We start from the raw sequence: 17,750 nt of genomic DNA, 5'->3' as shown, positions 1-17,750 counted from the left end.
ATGAAAACAGATCTCTGACAGCGCACCGTAAAAAAGAGGCGGTGCCTTGCTCTGTGGATGGAGCCGACACCGCCTCTTTTAAACTATAATCAAGTTATTCTTTGACACAGTTCATTTTACAAACCCCTGATTTGCTTAAAAATCAGGTCTGGGAGTTTGTTTTCTTTTTAATAGGTGCCATTTATACCGCTGTTTTTATCGGGCGCTTTGCAGACACATATCGACCGAACAGCCTGAATGCTCATAAATTGAACTTGAAAATCCCTGAAAATCTAAAAGACATCCAAGCCGAGGATTAATGTACGTAAAGTGTTATGCGACCAATAACCTTCCCGCCGTTGCCAGTGTTTCCTTGTTCGTCAATCCGTTAAGAAGTAATCTATCAATGTCTATTACTAAAATAGTTTTACGGCTATCGAATTTAGCATTAGTGAAAAGCTATTTAAGGACTAAACATCATCAAAATCGGACTGAAGTGGTCAACGAAATCGGACTTTGTACGCAACTATCAAAGATAAACAACCCATCTTAAAAGTTTAACCACTGTTTAACCAAAAGAAAAAAGCAGCTATGAATTTTCATCATAACTGCTTCATTTTCTGCGTGGTGTGGGCCGGGATCGAACCGGCGACACAAGGATTTTCAGTCCTTTGCTCTACCGACTGAGCTACCGCACCTTCGCTGAAGTTTCGGCGCGCTATGCGCACTTTGTACTTCGTGTTCCTTCGCTAGATCAAGGGCTTGCGCCTCATAGTTTTAGTAAAGGAGGGCAAATATAGGGAAATTTGAAAATTTGGCAATTTGAAAATTTGAAAATGAGTGGTTTTTGCGTTTTCATGCTCTCCCGGTCTGCATTTTCAAATTTTCAAATCATCAAATTTTCAAATTAAAACTCACAGTTCTTCGGCGTTCTCGCAAACGCGATCACGTCGCGGATATTGGTCATACCGGTTACAAACTGCACCATGCGCTCAAAACCCAGACCGAAGCCGGCATGCGGAACGGTGCCAAAGCGGCGGGTATCGAGGTACCAGCTGAGCTCTTCTGCGGGGATATGCATTTCCCGCATACGGGTTTCCAGCCTGTCGAGGCGCTCTTCCCGCTGCGAACCGCCAACGATCTCGCCGATACCCGGCGCAAGGATGTCCATGGCGGCAACGGTTTTACCATCGTCGTTCTGGCGCATATAGAAGGCCTTGATCTCTTTGGGATAATTGGTCAGGATCACCGGTTTTTTGAAATGTTTTTCCACCAGGTAGCGCTCGTGTTCGCTCTGCAGATCCACACCCCATCCTTCAACAGGGTACTGGAACTTCTTTTTCTTGTTGTGGTTGCTTTCGCGCAGTATGTCTATGGCCTCGGTATAGGTTAGTCGCTGGAACTCGTTGTTGCGTACAAATTCCAGTTTCTCTATCAGTCCCAGTTCGCTGCGCTTGTCCTGCGGCAGCGATTTTTCCTCCTCTGCCAGCCGCTGGGCCAGAAAATCCAGGTCCTCGCGGTTGTTGTCCATCACAAAACCGATCAGGTACCTGATGAATTCTTCCGCCAGCAGCATGTTATCCTCGAGATCATGAAAAGCCATTTCGGGCTCTATCATCCAGAACTCCGCCAGGTGACGCGTGGTGTTGGAGTTCTCGGCACGGAACGTAGGCCCGAACGTATATACCTCGCTGAAAGCCATCGCGCCCAGTTCTCCCTCAAGCTGTCCGCTTACGGTGAGGTTGGCGCTTTTGCCAAAAAAATCCTCCTTGAAATTAATGCTGCCATCCTCATTGCGCGGCGGCGCATCGGGCGACAGCGTGGTTACACGGAACATTTCCCCCGCACCTTCCGCATCGCTCGAGGTGATAATGGGTGTATGCAGGTATACAAACCCTTTCTCGTGAAAGAATTTATGCACCGCAAATGCCAGCGAATGACGGATACGGAACACCGACCCGAAAGTATTGGTGCGGAAACGCAGGTGCGCAATCTCGCGCAGGAACTCAAGGCTGTGTTTTTTGGGCTGTAAAGGATATTTTTCCGCGTCGCTGTCGCCCAGTATCTCTATGGAACCGGCTTTGAGTTCGATAGACTGGCCCTTGCCCAGCGATGCCACCAGCAGGCCGCTGGCCCTGATGGAAGCGCCTGTGGTGATGCGTTTCAGCAGGGCCTCGTCAAATGCACCCAGCGCTGCCACCACCTGGAGATTGTGGTTGGTGCTGCCATCGTTCAATGCTATGAACTGGTTGTTGCGGAACGTGCGCACCCAACCCATTACCGTTACCTGCTCGCCTTCTTTACCCGACGACAGCAGCATCTTGATCTTGGTCCTTTTGTTAAACATGGTTGCCTGTCTTTTTACTGAGGTGCCGAATCGTTCCCCGGAAATGCAGGACGCGATTCCCTTTGAAACAACCCATTTCACGTTCGACGTTGCCGTTTCACGTTTCCTCCCAGAGGGCAGCAAAGATAGCCAAACCCCGTTTTAACAGTTCCGCTCACCTAAAATCGCCCAAAAAATTCTTGTTTTCGGCAAAACTCCTTAACATTGCATTCGGAAAACAAACTGTTCGGCCTACTCTCAGCTCTCGGTTTATCAGTTCGCTCCCTTTCCGATCAGAATACCTAATCATAACACCCGATCTTAATTCAACCTATCCTGGAACAGGATTTTAATGTTTCACCTAATCTTTTTGCTCCCCCACATTAACAGATTTTATTTTTTATGTACGACATTTTGCAATTGAATGACATGCTGCTGCCCGAGTTGCTGGACATAGCGGAACAACTGAACATTTCCGGCGCCAAAAAACTCGATAAGCAGGGGCTGATCTACAAGATCCTTGATAACCAGGCGGTACAGGCCAGTGAAACAAAGGACGATTCGAAGAAAAAGCCGGCCCGTACGCGTAAACCGGTTACCCTGAAAACAGGCAACGTTACCGAAGAGGCCGAAGTGATGCAGGAAGCGCCCCAGCAGGAAAAACCGGTACGCAAAACACCCGCCCCCCGCAAAGGCAAAAACGAACAACCTGTTCGCCAGGGAGAAGCCCAGGAAAAACCCGAACAGTCTTCAGATAATTCCCACGAAACGGCTGCGGCATTAAACGGTTCAGAAACCGCCGAACAGGCAGGAGAGTCCACCCAGGAGCCACAGCAGACCCAGCGTCATCACCAGAAAAAAGAATCCAGCTTCAATATCGAATTCGAAGGCGTGATCTCCGGCGAAGGTGTGCTGGAAATGATGCCGGATGGCTATGGTTTTCTCCGATCTTCCGACTACAACTATCTCTCATCACCCGATGATGTGTATGTTTCTCCTTCGCAGATCAAATTATTCGGCCTGAAAACAGGTGATACCGTTCAGGGCTCCGTTCGCCCGCCGAAAGAAGGTGAAAAATATTTCGCGCTGCTGAAAGTGGATGCCATCAACGGCAAACGTCCGGATGAAGTGCGCGACCGCGTGCCTTTTGATTACCTCACCCCGCTGTTCCCTTTCGAAAAACTGAACCTGTTCACCACATCGAACAACTACAGTACGCGTATCATGGACCTGTTCACACCCATCGGTAAAGGCCAGCGCGGACTGATTGTTGCGCAGCCCAAAGTGGGCAAGACCATGCTGCTGAAAGAAGTGGCCAACGCCATCGCCTCCAATCACCCGGAATGTTACCTGATGGTGGTATTGATCGACGAACGTCCTGAAGAGGTAACCGATATGGAACGCAGCGTTAAAGCGGAAGTGATCGCTTCCACTTTTGACGAGCCTGCCGAAAAACACGTAAAAGTTTCCACCATAGCGCTGCAGAAAGCGAAGCGACTGGTGGAATGCGGACACGATGTGATCATCCTGCTGGACTCCATCACCCGTTTGGCCCGTGCGCACAATACCGTGGCGCCCGCTTCGGGTAAAGTGCTGTCGGGCGGTGTGGAAGCAAATGCCATGCAGAAACCCAAACAGTTTTTTGGCGCCGCCCGTAAAATAGAACACGGCGGTTCACTGACGATACTGGCTACCGCACTGATCGAGACCGGCAGTAAAATGGATGAGGTGATCTTTGAAGAATTCAAAGGTACCGGCAACATGGAACTGCAGCTCGACCGCCGTCTTGCCAACAAACGCATCTTCCCCGCGATCGACCTGGTGGGATCTTCCACCCGCCGCGATGACCTGCTGCTTGACAAGGAAGTGCTGCAGCGGATGAACATACTGCGTTTGTTCATCAACGATATGAATACGGAAGAAGCGATGAGCGAACTCCTGAAACGCATGCGCGGAACCAAAGACAACGAAGAGTTCCTTGCTTCGATGAACAGATAAGCATTTCTCTTTTAAGAATATCCCCGGGGAGAAGAAACGATTGTTTCTTTTTTCCGGGGTTTTTTGTTATTACGGATTGGCGGATGGTGGATTAGCGAATTTTTTTAATAGAATGTCATTTGCATCAGTTGTCATGCCTAAGAAAGCCCGGGTCTGACCCCGGAGAACCCGAACCAACTGAACATTTTCCGTATGCTCAACCACCTAATTCCAAATTAAAAAGCCCCGGAAACATCCAGGGCTTTCAAAAAGTTCTGTTGACTTACTTTGGCAGCAGGTTGGTATTAAACAGCTTTAATATTCTCTTATACTCATCCGTCCAGCTGCTGGGCTCCACAAATCCGTGGTCTTCCACGGGGTAGGCGGCAAGCTCCCAGTTGTTTTTTCCCAACTCGATCAGTTTCTGCTGCAGCCTTACCGCGTCCTGGAAGTTCACGTTCACATCCACCATGCCATGGCAGATCAGCAAATGGTTCTTCAGTCCGTTCGCGAAATTGATGGGAGAAGATTTTGCATAGGCCAGGCTGTCGTTGAACGGTTCGTTCAGGATATTGGAGGTATATCCATGGTTATAGGCCGCCCAGTCGGTAACGGGACGCAGCGCCGCCCCTGCCTTAAATACATCCGGAGTGGTAAACAGGGCCATCAGGGTAATAAAGCCGCCATAGCTGCCGCCGTACAGACCTATCCGGTTGGGATCGATGCCATATTTGTCTGCAAGGAATTTGGCGCCGTCAACATGGTCCTGCAGATCCTTGCCTCCCATCCACCGATAGATGCCCGTACGCCAGTCGCGTCCATAGCCGCTGCTTGCGCGGTAATCGATGTCCATCACCGTATACCCCAGGTCCGTCAGCAGGTTGTTGAACATATATTCACGGAAATAGGAGCTCCACCAGTAATGCACGTTCTGCAGGTAGCCGGCCCCATGCACAAAGAATACCGCTGCGCCATTCTTTTTGGTGGGGTCGGGCTCATACACACGTGCATACACCGGCTGTCCGTCGCGCGCGGGAAAGCTGATCACTTTCGCCTCCCGCCAGGGATACTGTTTAAAAGCCCCGCTCATAGCCAGGTCCGTAACCTGAACTGGTTTTTTACCGGGGGCATTTTCCTGTACATACAGTTCCCAGGGCCTGTTGATATAAGAATAGCGGAACGCGATCCATTTCTCGTCGGGCGACATGGTTACTTCATAACCGCCGTCCATCGATGTGATCTTTTCTTTTTTGGTGCCGTCCGCTTTCATGCGGTACCAGTTCTGTTTGCCGGGATGCTCTTCGTTGGTGAGCAGGTAAAAAAACTGTCTGTTCCGGCTGGGCTGCACATCCTGCACTTCGTATTTTCCTTCGGTGAGCGCTTTTTTGCTGCGCGTATTCATATCGTAGAGATAGAGGTGCGAATAACCGGTTACCTCACTCTGGAAATAAAAACTATGGCTGTTTATCCAGCCGATGCGGGCGCCAAAACCGCTTACACCCGGTCCCCCGATCCAGGCTTCGTCGCGCTGGCGGTCAAGCAGCACCAGTTTGCCGGTGGCGCCTTCGAGCTGCATGATCCAGCGGTCTTTGTTGTCCTGCGAGCGGATATCCACCACGCCGTAGCTGCCGTCGTCGTTCCAGTAAGGACCATTCACGATCACACCACGCGGCACCGCGCGGCGGTTGGCGAATTTTTTGGGATAGTCTTTTACATAATCCGGTGCATCCGTAATACCCGGGATGGAATCGGTAGAAACCAGCATCACCGTATCGCGCAGCTTGTCGTACAGGTAAAAATCATATTTACCCAGTGGCGCGCCTACCTTGGTGCGGCCGGGAATATCGGTGGTAAAACCGCTCTCGGTAACATAGTCCGGAACGATGGTGTTCTTTCCTGCAGCAGGCTGAAAAAGCCGGTAGGTAACAAAGCGCGCATCCGGACTGATCTGAAGACCCTGCATGGTTTTTTCCCCGATACCGATGGTCTTTACCGTATCGCCGTTTATTTCCCGGTGGGTGCGCAGGAATGCGGCACGTTCATCCCGTTTTTCCTTGCGTTCTCTCAGCACCTGGAAAAGATCCAGCTGCTGCGCCTGCAGCCAGCCTTCCTGTCCGCCCTCTGCGTTGCGCGGCGGAACCCCGCCGCGGTTGCCGCCAAAACTTCCGCTGCCCTGACCGCCTCCCTGTCTGCCCTGGCCAGTGCCAGCCGGAGCGGCAGCGGCTTCCGCACCACGGGTGATATTGGTAAGCTGCATGGTGATGCCGGTTTTGGTATTCCAGGCAAAAAGATTTTGTGCGCGGCTATAGGCAAGCCATTCATCTTTGAGTATGAACCGGGGTGCGTTCTCGGTTTCTTCTGTTTGCGTAACGCGGGTTGTCCGGTTCGTTTTTGTATCCACCAGGTAGATATCGCCGCGCAGCGTATAGGCATATTGTGTATTGGCCGTGTTGTACACGCTGTTATTGAGCGAAGCGTTTCGCTGCGGATCAAGATAGCTGGCGGGTTGTGGCTGGCCTCCGGTGACAGCGTAACTGTATACCGAATCGGAATTGTTTGCCCTGGGGTTCCAGTTGAACAAAACAGTCTTGCTATCGGGCGACCAGGAGATATTGGAAGGAGAACTGCCGATCCATTTCGGATCGGCCATGATCTTCTCAATGGTAAGTGTTTGCGCCCTGCCCGAATAAGCGGCAAGGAGCAGCAGCAGTAATGGTCTGAATTTCATTGGGTGCAGTCGTTTAGAGAGGGGAAGATACGAAATGGTGTGTACCGTTTCAAGCTGCAGACAGACCGGCGTTGCGTAACCAGTTGTTACTTGTAATAATTATTTCTTTCTATCTCTTCGCGCACTTTGTCAGACACGAGGTAGCGTATTGTTTTTCCCTGTTTCACCTGATCGCGGATCTGTGTGGCCGATATGGCCAGCAGCGGCGCATCGAGTAGGGTGGTCTTTGCATTCCAGGTTTCCTGTATGTCAAAACCGGGACGTTTATAAATAATGAACGGGTAGTTTTTTACCAGCAGCGCAAAATGCTTCCACTGCGGGAGGTTGCGGAAGCTGTCGCTGCCGATCACGATGGAAAATTCGTGCTGCGGGTATTTCTCCCGCAGGTAGGTAAGGGTGTCGATGGTATAGGAGGGACGGGGTAATTTAAATTCCACATCGGAAGCTTTCAGCCGGTTATCGTCTTCCACGGCAAGATGAACCAGGTGCAAACGCTGGTGTTCGTTCAGTAAGGTGGCGGATGGCTTAAGCGGGTTCTGCGGAGATACCACAAACCATACCTGTTTCATGTCTGTATGGTCTGCCACATAACTGGCCAGAATCAGGTGACCGATATGAACCGGGTTAAAAGATCCGAAATAAAGCCCTATTTTCATTATTTAATTGAAAATCAATTAGTTGTGGTTTATCTCATTTCTACAAAGATACTGTTTGCCTCGTTTAGCCGGAGACTGAGGTGGTAGCCGGAAACGGTAATGGAAATAGGATCGCCAAGCGGCGCTTTTTGTTCCACGCGAATGATCTCGCCGGGTATGCAACCCATTTCCATAAGCTTGATAAAGATCTCGTCTTTTTCAAACGAATGGATCACAGCTTCCTGGCCGATCTTTAATTCTGACAACCGCTTCATGAGTTCACAATATGATACAAAGTTAGAACCGGGGTATGGGCAGGAGTTACGAATTTTGGTAATAATATTGGGATTGGGTTGAGCGGTTAGCAAGCAGCTGGGCCGATTCGGTTACGGGTCTTTTCAACTCACCGGCTTATTGACACCTCATCTCAGCAGTTCATCATTCTATCAACAACGATACATGGAAAGAATCCATTTTCTCCCGGCAGATAAACGGGTACCGCTAATAAACAGAACAGCACTCCGGTCATTCATAGAACAGTTGTTCCGCACCGAAAAAACAAAGCTGGGAATGATCAACTATATTTTCTGCTCGGATGAATACCTGCTGACGATCAACCGCGATTTTTTACAGCACGATTATTATACCGATATCATCACGTTTGGCCTCTCGGCTCCCGGTCAGCCGGTGGAAGCCGAGGTGTATATCAGCGTGGACCGGGTAAAAGACAATGCGCGCAACCTGGGCGAAACCATTAAAAGCGAAATGCTCCGCGTGATCTTTCACGGCGCCCTGCATTTATGCGGTTACCGCGACAAAAAGAAAAGTGAAATAACAATCATGAGGGAAAAGGAAGACCGCTATTTGCGTTTATTTGAGAAACGCACCCGATGAAACCGCTTGTTGTCTTTTTGCTGCTGGTCATTCCTTTTCTGGCTCCCGCGCAGATGGGCAGTGTCTCTCTTCCGGATAAACCCATCCCAAGGCCCGCCATGCAGGAAACGGATATCCTGAACTGGAATAACAGCCAGCCCGGCTATGCCAGGCTCAGTACCCAGGCGCAGGAGTTTCTTTACTGGGTAAATTTCGGCCGTTCCCGTCCGCAGCAGTTCTGGGACAGTGTGCTGGTACCGGTGTTACAGGTATTTCCTTCACTCAAGGGGCCGGAATCCACGAGTTTGTATACAGACCTGAAACAAAGCGGCGCTTTACCCATGTTTTCCCTGAACCCTACCCTGGTAAGCACGGCGCAGGCCCATGCCTTAGATATCGCCGGTAAAAAAGCCAGTCCCAGTCATACCAGTACCAATGGCACCGATTTCTTCAGCCGCATGAAAAAAGCCGGCATCCGCTATTGCGCCAGCGAAAACATCGCCATCAGCAGCAACAGCACCCTGCTGGCCGTATTATTGCTGTACCTGGATATTGGCTTACCCGAAAAAGGACACAGAAAATCGCTGCTGAACCGCGGGTTAACCGAAACCGGTATCGGATCGGCACTTTATGGAAAAGATCAGGATTTCTTCGTACAGGACTTATCCTGTGCACAATAGGTAGGCTGTAAAGTGTTCCACGAATCACAGTTTCTACCTGAAACATAGGATTATCGAAGTCCTTTTAGCGGTTTCTCCCCGCGACCCCGTTCCGTTCCCGGCAGACCCCTGTTCCACGAATCACAGTTTCGCCCTGAAACATTGTATTTTTGCGTATGGCCCGAAAAAAATGGACTGCCCAGACGGAGGTTACCGATTCGCTGCTGCGATTCCGGGAGAAAAGGAAATGGCAGCTGGGATACAGACGCTATGTACTGGAACGAATGCCAAGCGAAGCCTATGCTCCCTATTTCGGGCTGGATATCGAAACCCTGCGTCGCTGGTTCGAGCTCCAGTTCATGGATTCGCTGAGCTGGGAGAACTTCGGGAAAGCCTGGCAGTTCGATCATATCATACCGGCAACCTATTTTGATTTCTCCGACGACCAAGACCTGGTACTCTGCTGGAGCTTTGTAAACATGCGTGTGGAACAAATACCATCCGACAAAAGCCGCGGGAACAGTATCGACCTGCTGGCCGCACGCCCTTATTTCCAGGATCTTTACGCCAAAACCGGCTATTCGGTCTGCCGCGATATGCTGGAAAAGATTGCAGCCATAGAGCGCTCGAATATTGAATCAAACCCGGGTATCGAGAACTTTATCCTGCAGAACAGGCTCCTGCTCGAAGACATCCGCAGCTTCTCCCACGAAGAGTTTAACCGTATGAACAACGGCACAAGCGCGGAAGACATCGTGCTAGAACGGGAGATACTAAAAAAATTCGGCGGCTAACTGCAATGCTTCCTACCAATAGATTAACATCTACACAAGTATCTTTGCACTATGTTCCCCGAATATGATGTAATTGTTGTCGGTGCCGGTCATGCCGGTTGCGAAGCCGCAGCGGCGGCCGCCAACCTGGGCAGCAAAGTGTTGCTGGTTACCATGAATATGCAGACCATCGCGCAGATGAGCTGTAACCCCGCCATGGGTGGTATTGCCAAAGGACAGATCGTGCGAGAGATAGATGCCATGGGTGGTTACAGCGGCATCGTGAGCGACAGGAGCATGATCCAGTTCCGTATGCTGAACCGGAGTAAGGGGCCAGCCATGTGGAGCCCGCGCTCGCAGAACGACCGGATGCTGTTTGCCGCCACCTGGCGCGAAATGCTGGAGAACACACCCAATGTGGATTTTTACCAGGACATGGTTCGTTCCCTGGTCATCCGGAACGGAAAAGCCTGTGGTGTGGTAACAGGAATGGGGCACGAGGTAAAAGCAAAATCGGTGGTGATCACCAGCGGCACTTTCCTTAATGGTGTGATACATATCGGGGAAAAACAATTCGGGGGCGGGCGTGTGGCCGAGAAAGCGGCAACAGGTATTACCGAGCAGCTGGTTTCGCTGGGTTTTGAGAGCGACAGGCTGAAGACTGGAACACCGCCGAGAATAGACGGCAGAAGCCTGGACTACAGCAAAATGGAAGAACAGAAAGGAGACGATGAGATCACCGGTTTTTCTTACCTCGACGTACCCCGTATACAACCCGCACAGCAGCGGAGCTGTTTTATCACCTACACCAACAGCCAGGTACACGAGATACTGAAAACAGGTTTTGACAGGAGCCCCATGTACCAGGGCAGGATTGAGGGTGTTGGTCCCAGGTATTGCCCAAGTATTGAAGACAAAATCAACCGTTTTGCAGACCGAGACCGCCACCAGCTGTTCGTAGAACCCGAAGGGTGGAATACAGTGGAAATATATGTCAACGGCTTTTCGACTTCACTTCCCGAAGAAGTGCAATACGAAGCACTTCGTACAGTTCCGGGGTTTGAACAGGTCAGGATATTCCGGCCGGGTTATGCGATCGAATACGATTATTTTCCACCTACCCAGCTGCAATACTCGCTTGAAACAAAACTGATCGGCAACCTGTTCTTCGCCGGACAGATCAACGGCACCACGGGTTATGAAGAAGCTGCCTGCCAGGGACTGATGGCCGGTATCAACGCGCACCAGAAAGCAAAAAACCTCGAGCCCTTTATCCTGAAACGAAGCGATGCCTATATCGGCGTACTGATAGACGACCTGATCAGCAAGGGAACAGAAGAACCCTATCGCATGTTCACCAGCCGGGCGGAATTCAGGACTCTGCTGCGTCAGGATAATGCCGATCTGCGTCTTACGGAGAAAAGTCATGCGCTGGGACTGGCGAAAGAAGACCGTCTTGCCGCTGTTGCCCGGAAAAAAGAAGAAGTAGCACGCGTAAAGAAAACCCTTGCGGAAATCAGCATCGATCCCGAAGACATCAATTCCTATTTCACCGGTATTCAATCTGCATCGCTCACCGAAAAACAGAAGGCCGGGAAGATACTGCTTCGCCCCAGCGTTGATCTTCCTTCCATGATCAATCATTCCGCCGCTTTACAGCAGGCCCTGCACGGCATACCCGCCGACTCCCTTGAACAGGCCGAGATACAGGTTAAGTATGAACGCTATATTGAAAAGGAACAGGAGATCGTGGAAAAGATGAGCCAGCTCGAAAACATGGCCATACCTGCCACATTCGACTACGACCGTGTTTCAGCGCTCTCGAACGAAGCCATGCAGAAATTCAAGAAGATCAGACCCTCCACCCTGGGCCAGGCCAGCAGGATCAGCGGTGTAAACCCCAGCGATGTACAGATACTGATGGTTTTTATGGGCCGCTAAAATCCCGAAGAAAAAACGACAACATTCCCCGGCTGCCTTAACTTTAGCAATGGCCGGCGGTTTTGTATACCCCGCCATTTGCCGTGAATGGATCTGTGAACTGGTTTTTGGAAACGTCTATTACCAAATCCCGATAACATGAAACCAATCCTACTGCTGCTGACCGCGGTGTCACTGTACGCCTGCCAGCCGAAAACCGGATCCCCCTCACTCGCAGACTACCATGCCCGTACCGATAGCGGCGTTCAGACAGGCGGCGTAAAAATGATACCGATCGAAACGCCGGTGGGCTCCTTCAAAGTATGGACGAAAAAATTCGGCAATAACCCTAAAATAAAAGTGCTGCTGCTGCATGGTGGTCCGGGTGGTACGCATGAATTTTTCGAATCTTTCGAAAGCTTCTTTCCCGGTGAGGGAATTGAATTTTACGAGTACGATCAGCTGGGCTCTTTCTTCAGCGATCAGCCAAAAGACAGCAGCCTCTGGACAACAGAGCGTTTTGTGGAAGAAGTGGAGCAGGTGAGAAAAGCGCTTGGCCTGACCAAAGACAATTTCTATTTACTCGGGCACAGCTGGGGCGGTATACTCGCGATGGAGTATGCGCTGAAATACCAGGCTAACCTGAAAGGCCTTATCATTTCCAATATGATGAGCAGCGCACCGGCCTACGGAAAATACGCCGCAGACGTACTCGCCAAACAAATGACCAAACCCGTACTCGACAGTGTGCACGCCATTGAGGCAAGAAAGGATTTTGCCAACCCGCGTTATATGGAACTGCTGATCCCTCATTTCTATAACCAGCATTTCTGCCGCGCTGTTCCCTGGCCCGAACCCATTAACCGCGCCATGCCCCATCTCAACGCAGAACTGTATACCATCATGCAGGGCCCATCCGAGTTCGGTGTATCGGGCCGGCTGGCCAACTGGGACAGGAGCGGGGACCTTTCCAACATCACCGTACCCACCCTTACCATCGGTGCCACACACGATACCATGGACCCCGAACACATGAAATGGATGGCCAAACAGGTTGCGCGGGGCAGAAACCTGACCTGTCCCAACGGCAGTCATTGCTCTATGTGGGACGACCAGCCGCATTATTTTCCGGGTCTTATCAGTTTTATCCAGGACGTAGACAAAGGGGCGTTCCTGAAATAACACGCTCACCCTTCAAAAAACTGGATTTACCGGGAAAAACAAAGCAATGGTATTTTCTCTGTTGGCATTTCAGTAGTTTTAGCCTTCTCCAAACCAATCAATAATACTTATGAGAAAATTAAAGCTCCTGTTCTCGGGGCTGCTGCTGGCTTCTATGCTGCAGGCCCAGGAAACCTTTCCGGTGAACGGGGTGGCCGATAAGCGCGACAGATGTTACGCTTTCACCAATGCCACTATCGTGAAAGATGCACAGACAACCATTGCCAATGCAACACTGGTGATCCGTGACGGAAAGATCATTGCAGTCGGCTCCGGCGTTGCCGTTCCCAAAGATGCTGTGGTGATCAATTGCAAAGACAAGTATATCTACCCCTCTTTTATCGACATGTATACCGACTACGGTATGGCCACAGCGCAGAGACCGACCACCGGAGGTCCCGGCGGCGGATTCATTTTCGGACAACCGGCGCAGATCACTTCCAATACAAAAGGACCCTATGGCTGGAACCAGGCGCTCAAACCCGAGACAGACGCGAGCAAACTGTTTGCCGTAGACGATGCCCGGGCAAAAACACTCCGGGATATCGGTTTTGGCACCGTGCTCTCCTTCGCCAAAGACGGTATTGCCAGGGGCACCGGCACCGTGGTTACACTTGCCAACAACAACGAGAACCTGGTGGTCATCAAAGAAAAAGCTTCCGCACACTATTCCTTCAACCGCGGCAGTTCCACCCAAAGCTATCCCAGCAGTCTGATGGGAAGTATTGCTTTGCTGCGCCAGACCTATCTCGACGCGCAATGGTATAAAACCAAACCCCGTAAAGAGGGGCTGAATCTTTCGCTCGAATCCTGGAACGCCAACCAGTCGCTTCCGCAGGTATTTGAGGCCGATGACAAATGGAACGATATCCGTGCCGACAGGGTTGGTGATGAATTTGGTGTACAGTACATCATCAAAGGCGGCGGCAATGAATACCAGCGCATCAAAGAGATCGCTGCAACAAAGGCACCGTTTATCCTTTCGCTGAATTATCCCCAGGCCATGGATGTGGAAGATCCCAATGACGCGCGCGCCACTTCGCTTTCCGATATGAAGCACTGGGAACTGGCTCCATCCAACCCCGGCGCATTTGAAAAGGCAAACATCAGTTTTGCGCTTACCACATCCGATCTGCGCGCCACCAGCCAGTTCCTTGGCAACCTGCGCAAAGCATTTGAGATGGGTCTGACCGAGACAAAAGCCCTCGAGGCCCTGACAAAGGTTCCCGCAACACTGCTCGGTGTGTACGACCAGGTGGGAAGTATCGATAACGGCAAGCTCGCCAATTTCATCATCACCAGCGGACCCGTGTTCAACGAAAAAACAACTTTCTTACAGAACTGGGTGCAGGGTATCAAATATGGTGTCAAAGAAGAGAACTGGAATGATATCAAGGGAACCTACCATCTCGCATTAGCAACAGAATCGGGTACGGTGAGCTATACACTGGATGTGAAAAATGCAACCACCGCCAATGTGATCGGAAAAGATACGCTTACCGGACGGTTCAGCTACGATGGTAAGATCGCCAAACTCAGTTTCTCCCCGGTTCCTGCCAGAAAGCCTGCCGGTGGCGCAACAACAGGCACGCTCAATCCCCCGGCCGGTGGTTCCGGCGGCGGCTTTAACCGCGGCGGCGCAACCGGTGGTGCGCAATACCGTTTAACGGCTGTTGTCAACGGAGACACCTGGAACGGTTATGGCGAAGACACCGCGGGTAATAAGCTTACCTGGACAGCAACACTTGCTTCCGTCGCCACGGCTTCTTTGGATTCCTCCCGTGCAAGAAGAAATTCCCCTGCCCGCATTGGCAAGGTAAGTTTCCCGTTTGATGGCTATGGATGGGAAGACGCTCCGAAAGCAGAAGACCTGCTGATCAAAAATGCCACGGTATGGACGAATGAAAAAGAAGGCAAACTGGAAAACGCCGATGTACTGATCAAAGGCGGAAAAATTGCCAAGGTGGGCAAGGGTCTCAGCGATGCATCCGCACGCGTGATCGACGCAACAGGCAAACATGTAACCGCAGGTATCATAGACGAGCACTCACATATCGCCGCGCAATCCATCAACGAAGGCGGTCAATCGGTAACATCGGAAGTGCGTATCGCGGATAACCTGAATCCGGAAGACATCAATATCTATCGCCAGCTGAGCGGCGGCGTTACCACATCGCATATCCTGCATGGCTCTGCCAATACCATCGGCGGGCAGACACAGCTCATCAAACTGCGCTGGGGCGCCGACGATGAAGGATTGAAATTCAAAGGCGCCGATCCGTTTATCAAGTTTGCGCTGGGTGAAAACGTAAAACGCACCACCTCCACCAATAACAACCGCTTCCCCGATACACGTATGGGCGTGGAAGAAGTGCTGAACGATGCCTTTTCGCGCGCCAGAGATTATGAAGCGGCCATGAAAGCCGATCCCGGGGGCACACGCCGCGATCTGGAACTGGATGCGCTGGTTGAGATCATGAACAAAAAACGCTACATCACCTGTCACTCTTATGTACAGAGCGAGATCACCGCGGCTATGCGTGTTGGTGATAAATACGGCGTACGCTTCAACACTTTTACGCATATCCTGGAAGGCTATAAAGTGGCCGATAAAATGAAAGCGCACGGTGCAAGCGCTTCCACCTTCTCAGACTGGTATTATTATAAAGTGGAGGTTACCGATGCCATGGCCTACAATGCGGCGATCATGTATAAAATGGGGCTGAACGTATGTATCAATTCCGATGATGCGGAAATGGCACGTCGCCTGAACCAGGAGGCTGCCAAAACCGTTCGTTACGGCGGCGTACCCGAAGAGGATGCGCTGAAAATGGTGACCCTTAACCCCGCCAAAGCACTGCATGTTGACGACAAAGTGGGAAGCCTGAAATCTGGTAAAGACGGCGATCTGGTTATCTGGAGCGATAACCCGCTGAGCATTTATGCAAAAGCAGAAAAGACCATTGTGGATGGTATCGTATACTTCGACAGGGAAAAAGACCTCGAGCAGCGCAAAAAGATCTCCGCCGAACGTTTCCGTCTGGTACAGAAACTGATCGGCGAGAAACGCACCGCCGGCCCGGGCGCTGTAAGACCCGCGGAACCAAGCTGGCAGTATATCCTGAGCTGCGGAGACCATGAACACCATGACGGTATGTTCACGTACGACCTGCAGGAAGATGAAACCATCAACAAATAAATTCGAAGACCATGAAAAAAATCATTAGTTCCATACTCTGTCTGACCGTGGCCGCATCGCTCCTGCACGCACAGGAAACGGTGTACCCGACAAGAGAATTTACCGGCCGACTTTATATCACCAACGGCACCGTGCATGTAGGTAACGGAACCGTTGTGGAAAACGCCACCATTGAAGTAAACAACGGCAAGATCATAAATGTGGCTGCCGGCATTACCCCCGCGGCAGACGCCAAAGTGGTGGATGCAAAAGGCAAGCATGTATATCCCGGTCTGATACTGCCGGCAACGGATCTTGGTTTGAAAGAGATCGGCGCCGGCGTACGTGCCAGCAATGATTTCAGTGAACTGGGCGATTACAATTCCAATATCCGCGCCATCACCGCGTACAATACCGATTCGCGCGTGATCAATATCATCCGCGCCAATGGCATACTGCTTGCCAGCATCACTCCCGAGGGCGGCGTTATCAGCGGGTCTTCTTCTGTTGTGCAGCTCGATGCCTGGAACTGGGAAGATGCTGCCTATAAAATGGATGCGGGTATCCATGTAAACATGCCAAGCTTTATCAACCGCTTTGGCCGCAGGGGTGGCTTTCCCGGGTTTCCCGGCGGCTTCGGCGCCGCACAGCCGGCGGATCCCGCACGTGCTGCCCTGGAACGCATAGAGGAGATCAAGGCTTTCTTCCGCGAAGCCAAAGCCTACCGGCAGGAAGGAACGCATACGAGTAAAAACCTGAAGCTGGAAGCGGTAAAAGGCCTGTTTGATAAATCGCAGAAGCTGTTTGTACATGGCGACCAGGTAAAACAGATGCTGGTGGCCATCGACTTTGCAAAGGAATTCGGTTTCGACGTAGTGATCGTTGGCGGCAGTGAAAGCTACCAGATAGCCGACCTGCTTAAAGCCAACAATATCGCCGTTATCCTGCACGAGTCGCATGCACTGCCTGCATCGGAAGACGATGATATCGACCAGCCCTTTAAAACACCCGCCACGCTGCAGAAAGCGGGCGTACTTTTTGCGCTGAACGATACGAACGAAGAGACGCGCTACCGCAACCTTTCCTACAATGCAGGCACGGCCGCCACCTATGGTCTCAGCAGGGAAGAGGCTTTGCAGTCTATCACCCTCAACCCTGCAAAGATCCTGGGCATCGCCGACAGAACGGGCTCTCTCGAAGCGGGTAAAGACGCCAATATCGTTGTCAGCGATGGCGACCTGCTTGATATGCGCACCAGCCATGTCTCGCATGCTTTCATTCAGGGCCGCGAGGTAAGTCTCGACAACAAACAACAACAGCTTTATGAGCGCTACCGTTTCAAATACAGTATAAAATAAACAGCTGTCCCAGCATAGAAAAAGAGGTCTCCGGACCTCTTTTTTTGTGTCCCTCCCCATTTCTGTTGCAACATTGTCCGGGCATTCTTACCGCTCATACTATATTAGTTCCGCCTATCGCTA

General features: G+C 51.2%; 13 protein-coding genes and 1 tRNA gene. 9 read left to right on the top strand and 5 right to left on the bottom strand.

The genetic code is table 11. The features are described from left to right. Positions 1–101 precede the first annotated feature (101 nt). The gene (locus GWC94_RS14725) at positions 102–299 is read left to right on the top strand and encodes a hypothetical protein (RefSeq protein WP_161835766.1); all 198 of its coding nucleotides are present in this window, start codon (positions 102–104) and stop codon (positions 297–299) included. Between the two features lie 305 nt (positions 300–604). On the opposite strand, the gene GWC94_RS14720 is transcribed toward GWC94_RS14725, so the two are convergent. Beyond that, positions 605–677 (bottom strand) — tRNA-Phe (locus GWC94_RS14720). A 209-nt stretch (positions 678–886) separates the two neighbouring features. Continuing rightward, positions 887–2,326, bottom strand: a complete 1,440-nt coding sequence (asnS, locus tag GWC94_RS14715) for an asparagine--tRNA ligase (protein WP_161835765.1) — start codon at positions 2,324–2,326, stop codon at positions 887–889. A 381-nt stretch (positions 2,327–2,707) separates the two neighbouring features. Between asnS and rho the strand changes: the two genes are divergently transcribed. Next, positions 2,708–4,303 carry a transcription termination factor Rho gene (rho, locus tag GWC94_RS14710; protein WP_161835764.1) on the top strand — a complete coding sequence of 532 codons (1,596 nt, stop codon included), beginning with the start codon at positions 2,708–2,710 and terminating at the stop codon, positions 4,301–4,303. A 262-nt stretch (positions 4,304–4,565) separates the two neighbouring features. On the opposite strand, the gene GWC94_RS14705 is transcribed toward rho, so the two are convergent. The 3 genes from GWC94_RS14705 to GWC94_RS14695 form a co-directional block, all read right to left on the bottom strand. Then, positions 4,566–7,010: a S9 family peptidase gene (locus GWC94_RS14705; protein WP_161835763.1), complete on the bottom strand. Its 2,445-nt coding sequence runs from the start codon at positions 7,008–7,010 to the stop codon at positions 4,566–4,568. An 86-nt stretch (positions 7,011–7,096) separates the two neighbouring features. Next, on the bottom strand, positions 7,097–7,666 hold the full coding sequence (gene nadD / locus GWC94_RS14700; protein ID WP_161835762.1) for a nicotinate (nicotinamide) nucleotide adenylyltransferase: 570 nt from the start codon (positions 7,664–7,666) through the stop codon (positions 7,097–7,099). A gap of 29 nt (positions 7,667–7,695) precedes the next feature. After that, positions 7,696–7,920: a FeoA family protein gene (locus tag GWC94_RS14695; RefSeq protein WP_161835761.1), complete on the bottom strand. Its 225-nt coding sequence runs from the start codon at positions 7,918–7,920 to the stop codon at positions 7,696–7,698. 184 nt (positions 7,921–8,104) lie between these two features. Between GWC94_RS14695 and ybeY the strand changes: the two genes are divergently transcribed. From ybeY to GWC94_RS14660, 7 genes are all read left to right on the top strand, one after another. Beyond that, positions 8,105–8,539: an rRNA maturation RNase YbeY gene (gene ybeY / locus GWC94_RS14690; RefSeq protein ID WP_161835760.1), complete on the top strand. Its 435-nt coding sequence runs from the start codon at positions 8,105–8,107 to the stop codon at positions 8,537–8,539. Continuing rightward, a complete protein-coding gene (locus tag GWC94_RS14685) occupies positions 8,536–9,198 on the top strand; it encodes a CAP domain-containing protein (protein ID WP_161835759.1) in 663 nt (220 codons plus the stop codon). The genes ybeY and GWC94_RS14685 overlap by 4 nt, the downstream gene beginning before the upstream one ends. Before the next feature lie 155 nt (positions 9,199–9,353). Continuing rightward, complete coding sequence (locus GWC94_RS14680) at positions 9,354–9,971, top strand: hypothetical protein (protein ID WP_161835758.1); 618 nt, start codon at positions 9,354–9,356, stop codon at positions 9,969–9,971. A gap of 51 nt (positions 9,972–10,022) precedes the next feature. Then, positions 10,023–11,891, top strand: a complete 1,869-nt coding sequence (gene mnmG, locus GWC94_RS14675) for a tRNA uridine-5-carboxymethylaminomethyl(34) synthesis enzyme MnmG (protein WP_161835757.1) — start codon at positions 10,023–10,025, stop codon at positions 11,889–11,891. 138 nt (positions 11,892–12,029) lie between these two features. Continuing rightward, a complete protein-coding gene (locus GWC94_RS14670; RefSeq protein WP_161835756.1) occupies positions 12,030–13,052 on the top strand; it encodes a proline iminopeptidase-family hydrolase in 1,023 nt (340 codons plus the stop codon). A 109-nt stretch (positions 13,053–13,161) separates the two neighbouring features. Beyond that, positions 13,162–16,290 carry an amidohydrolase family protein gene (locus tag GWC94_RS14665; protein ID WP_161835755.1) on the top strand — a complete coding sequence of 1,043 codons (3,129 nt, stop codon included), beginning with the start codon at positions 13,162–13,164 and terminating at the stop codon, positions 16,288–16,290. Between the two features lie 11 nt (positions 16,291–16,301). Next, positions 16,302–17,627 carry an amidohydrolase family protein gene (locus tag GWC94_RS14660; RefSeq protein WP_161835754.1) on the top strand — a complete coding sequence of 442 codons (1,326 nt, stop codon included), beginning with the start codon at positions 16,302–16,304 and terminating at the stop codon, positions 17,625–17,627. Positions 17,628–17,750 lie beyond the last annotated feature (123 nt).

Source organism: Sediminibacterium soli (assembly GCF_009939225.1).
GTDB lineage: Bacteria > Bacteroidota > Bacteroidia > Chitinophagales > Chitinophagaceae > Sediminibacterium > Sediminibacterium soli.
The sequence above is the reverse complement of the archived record's forward strand: the minus strand, read 5'-3'. Positions and strand labels throughout refer to the sequence as shown.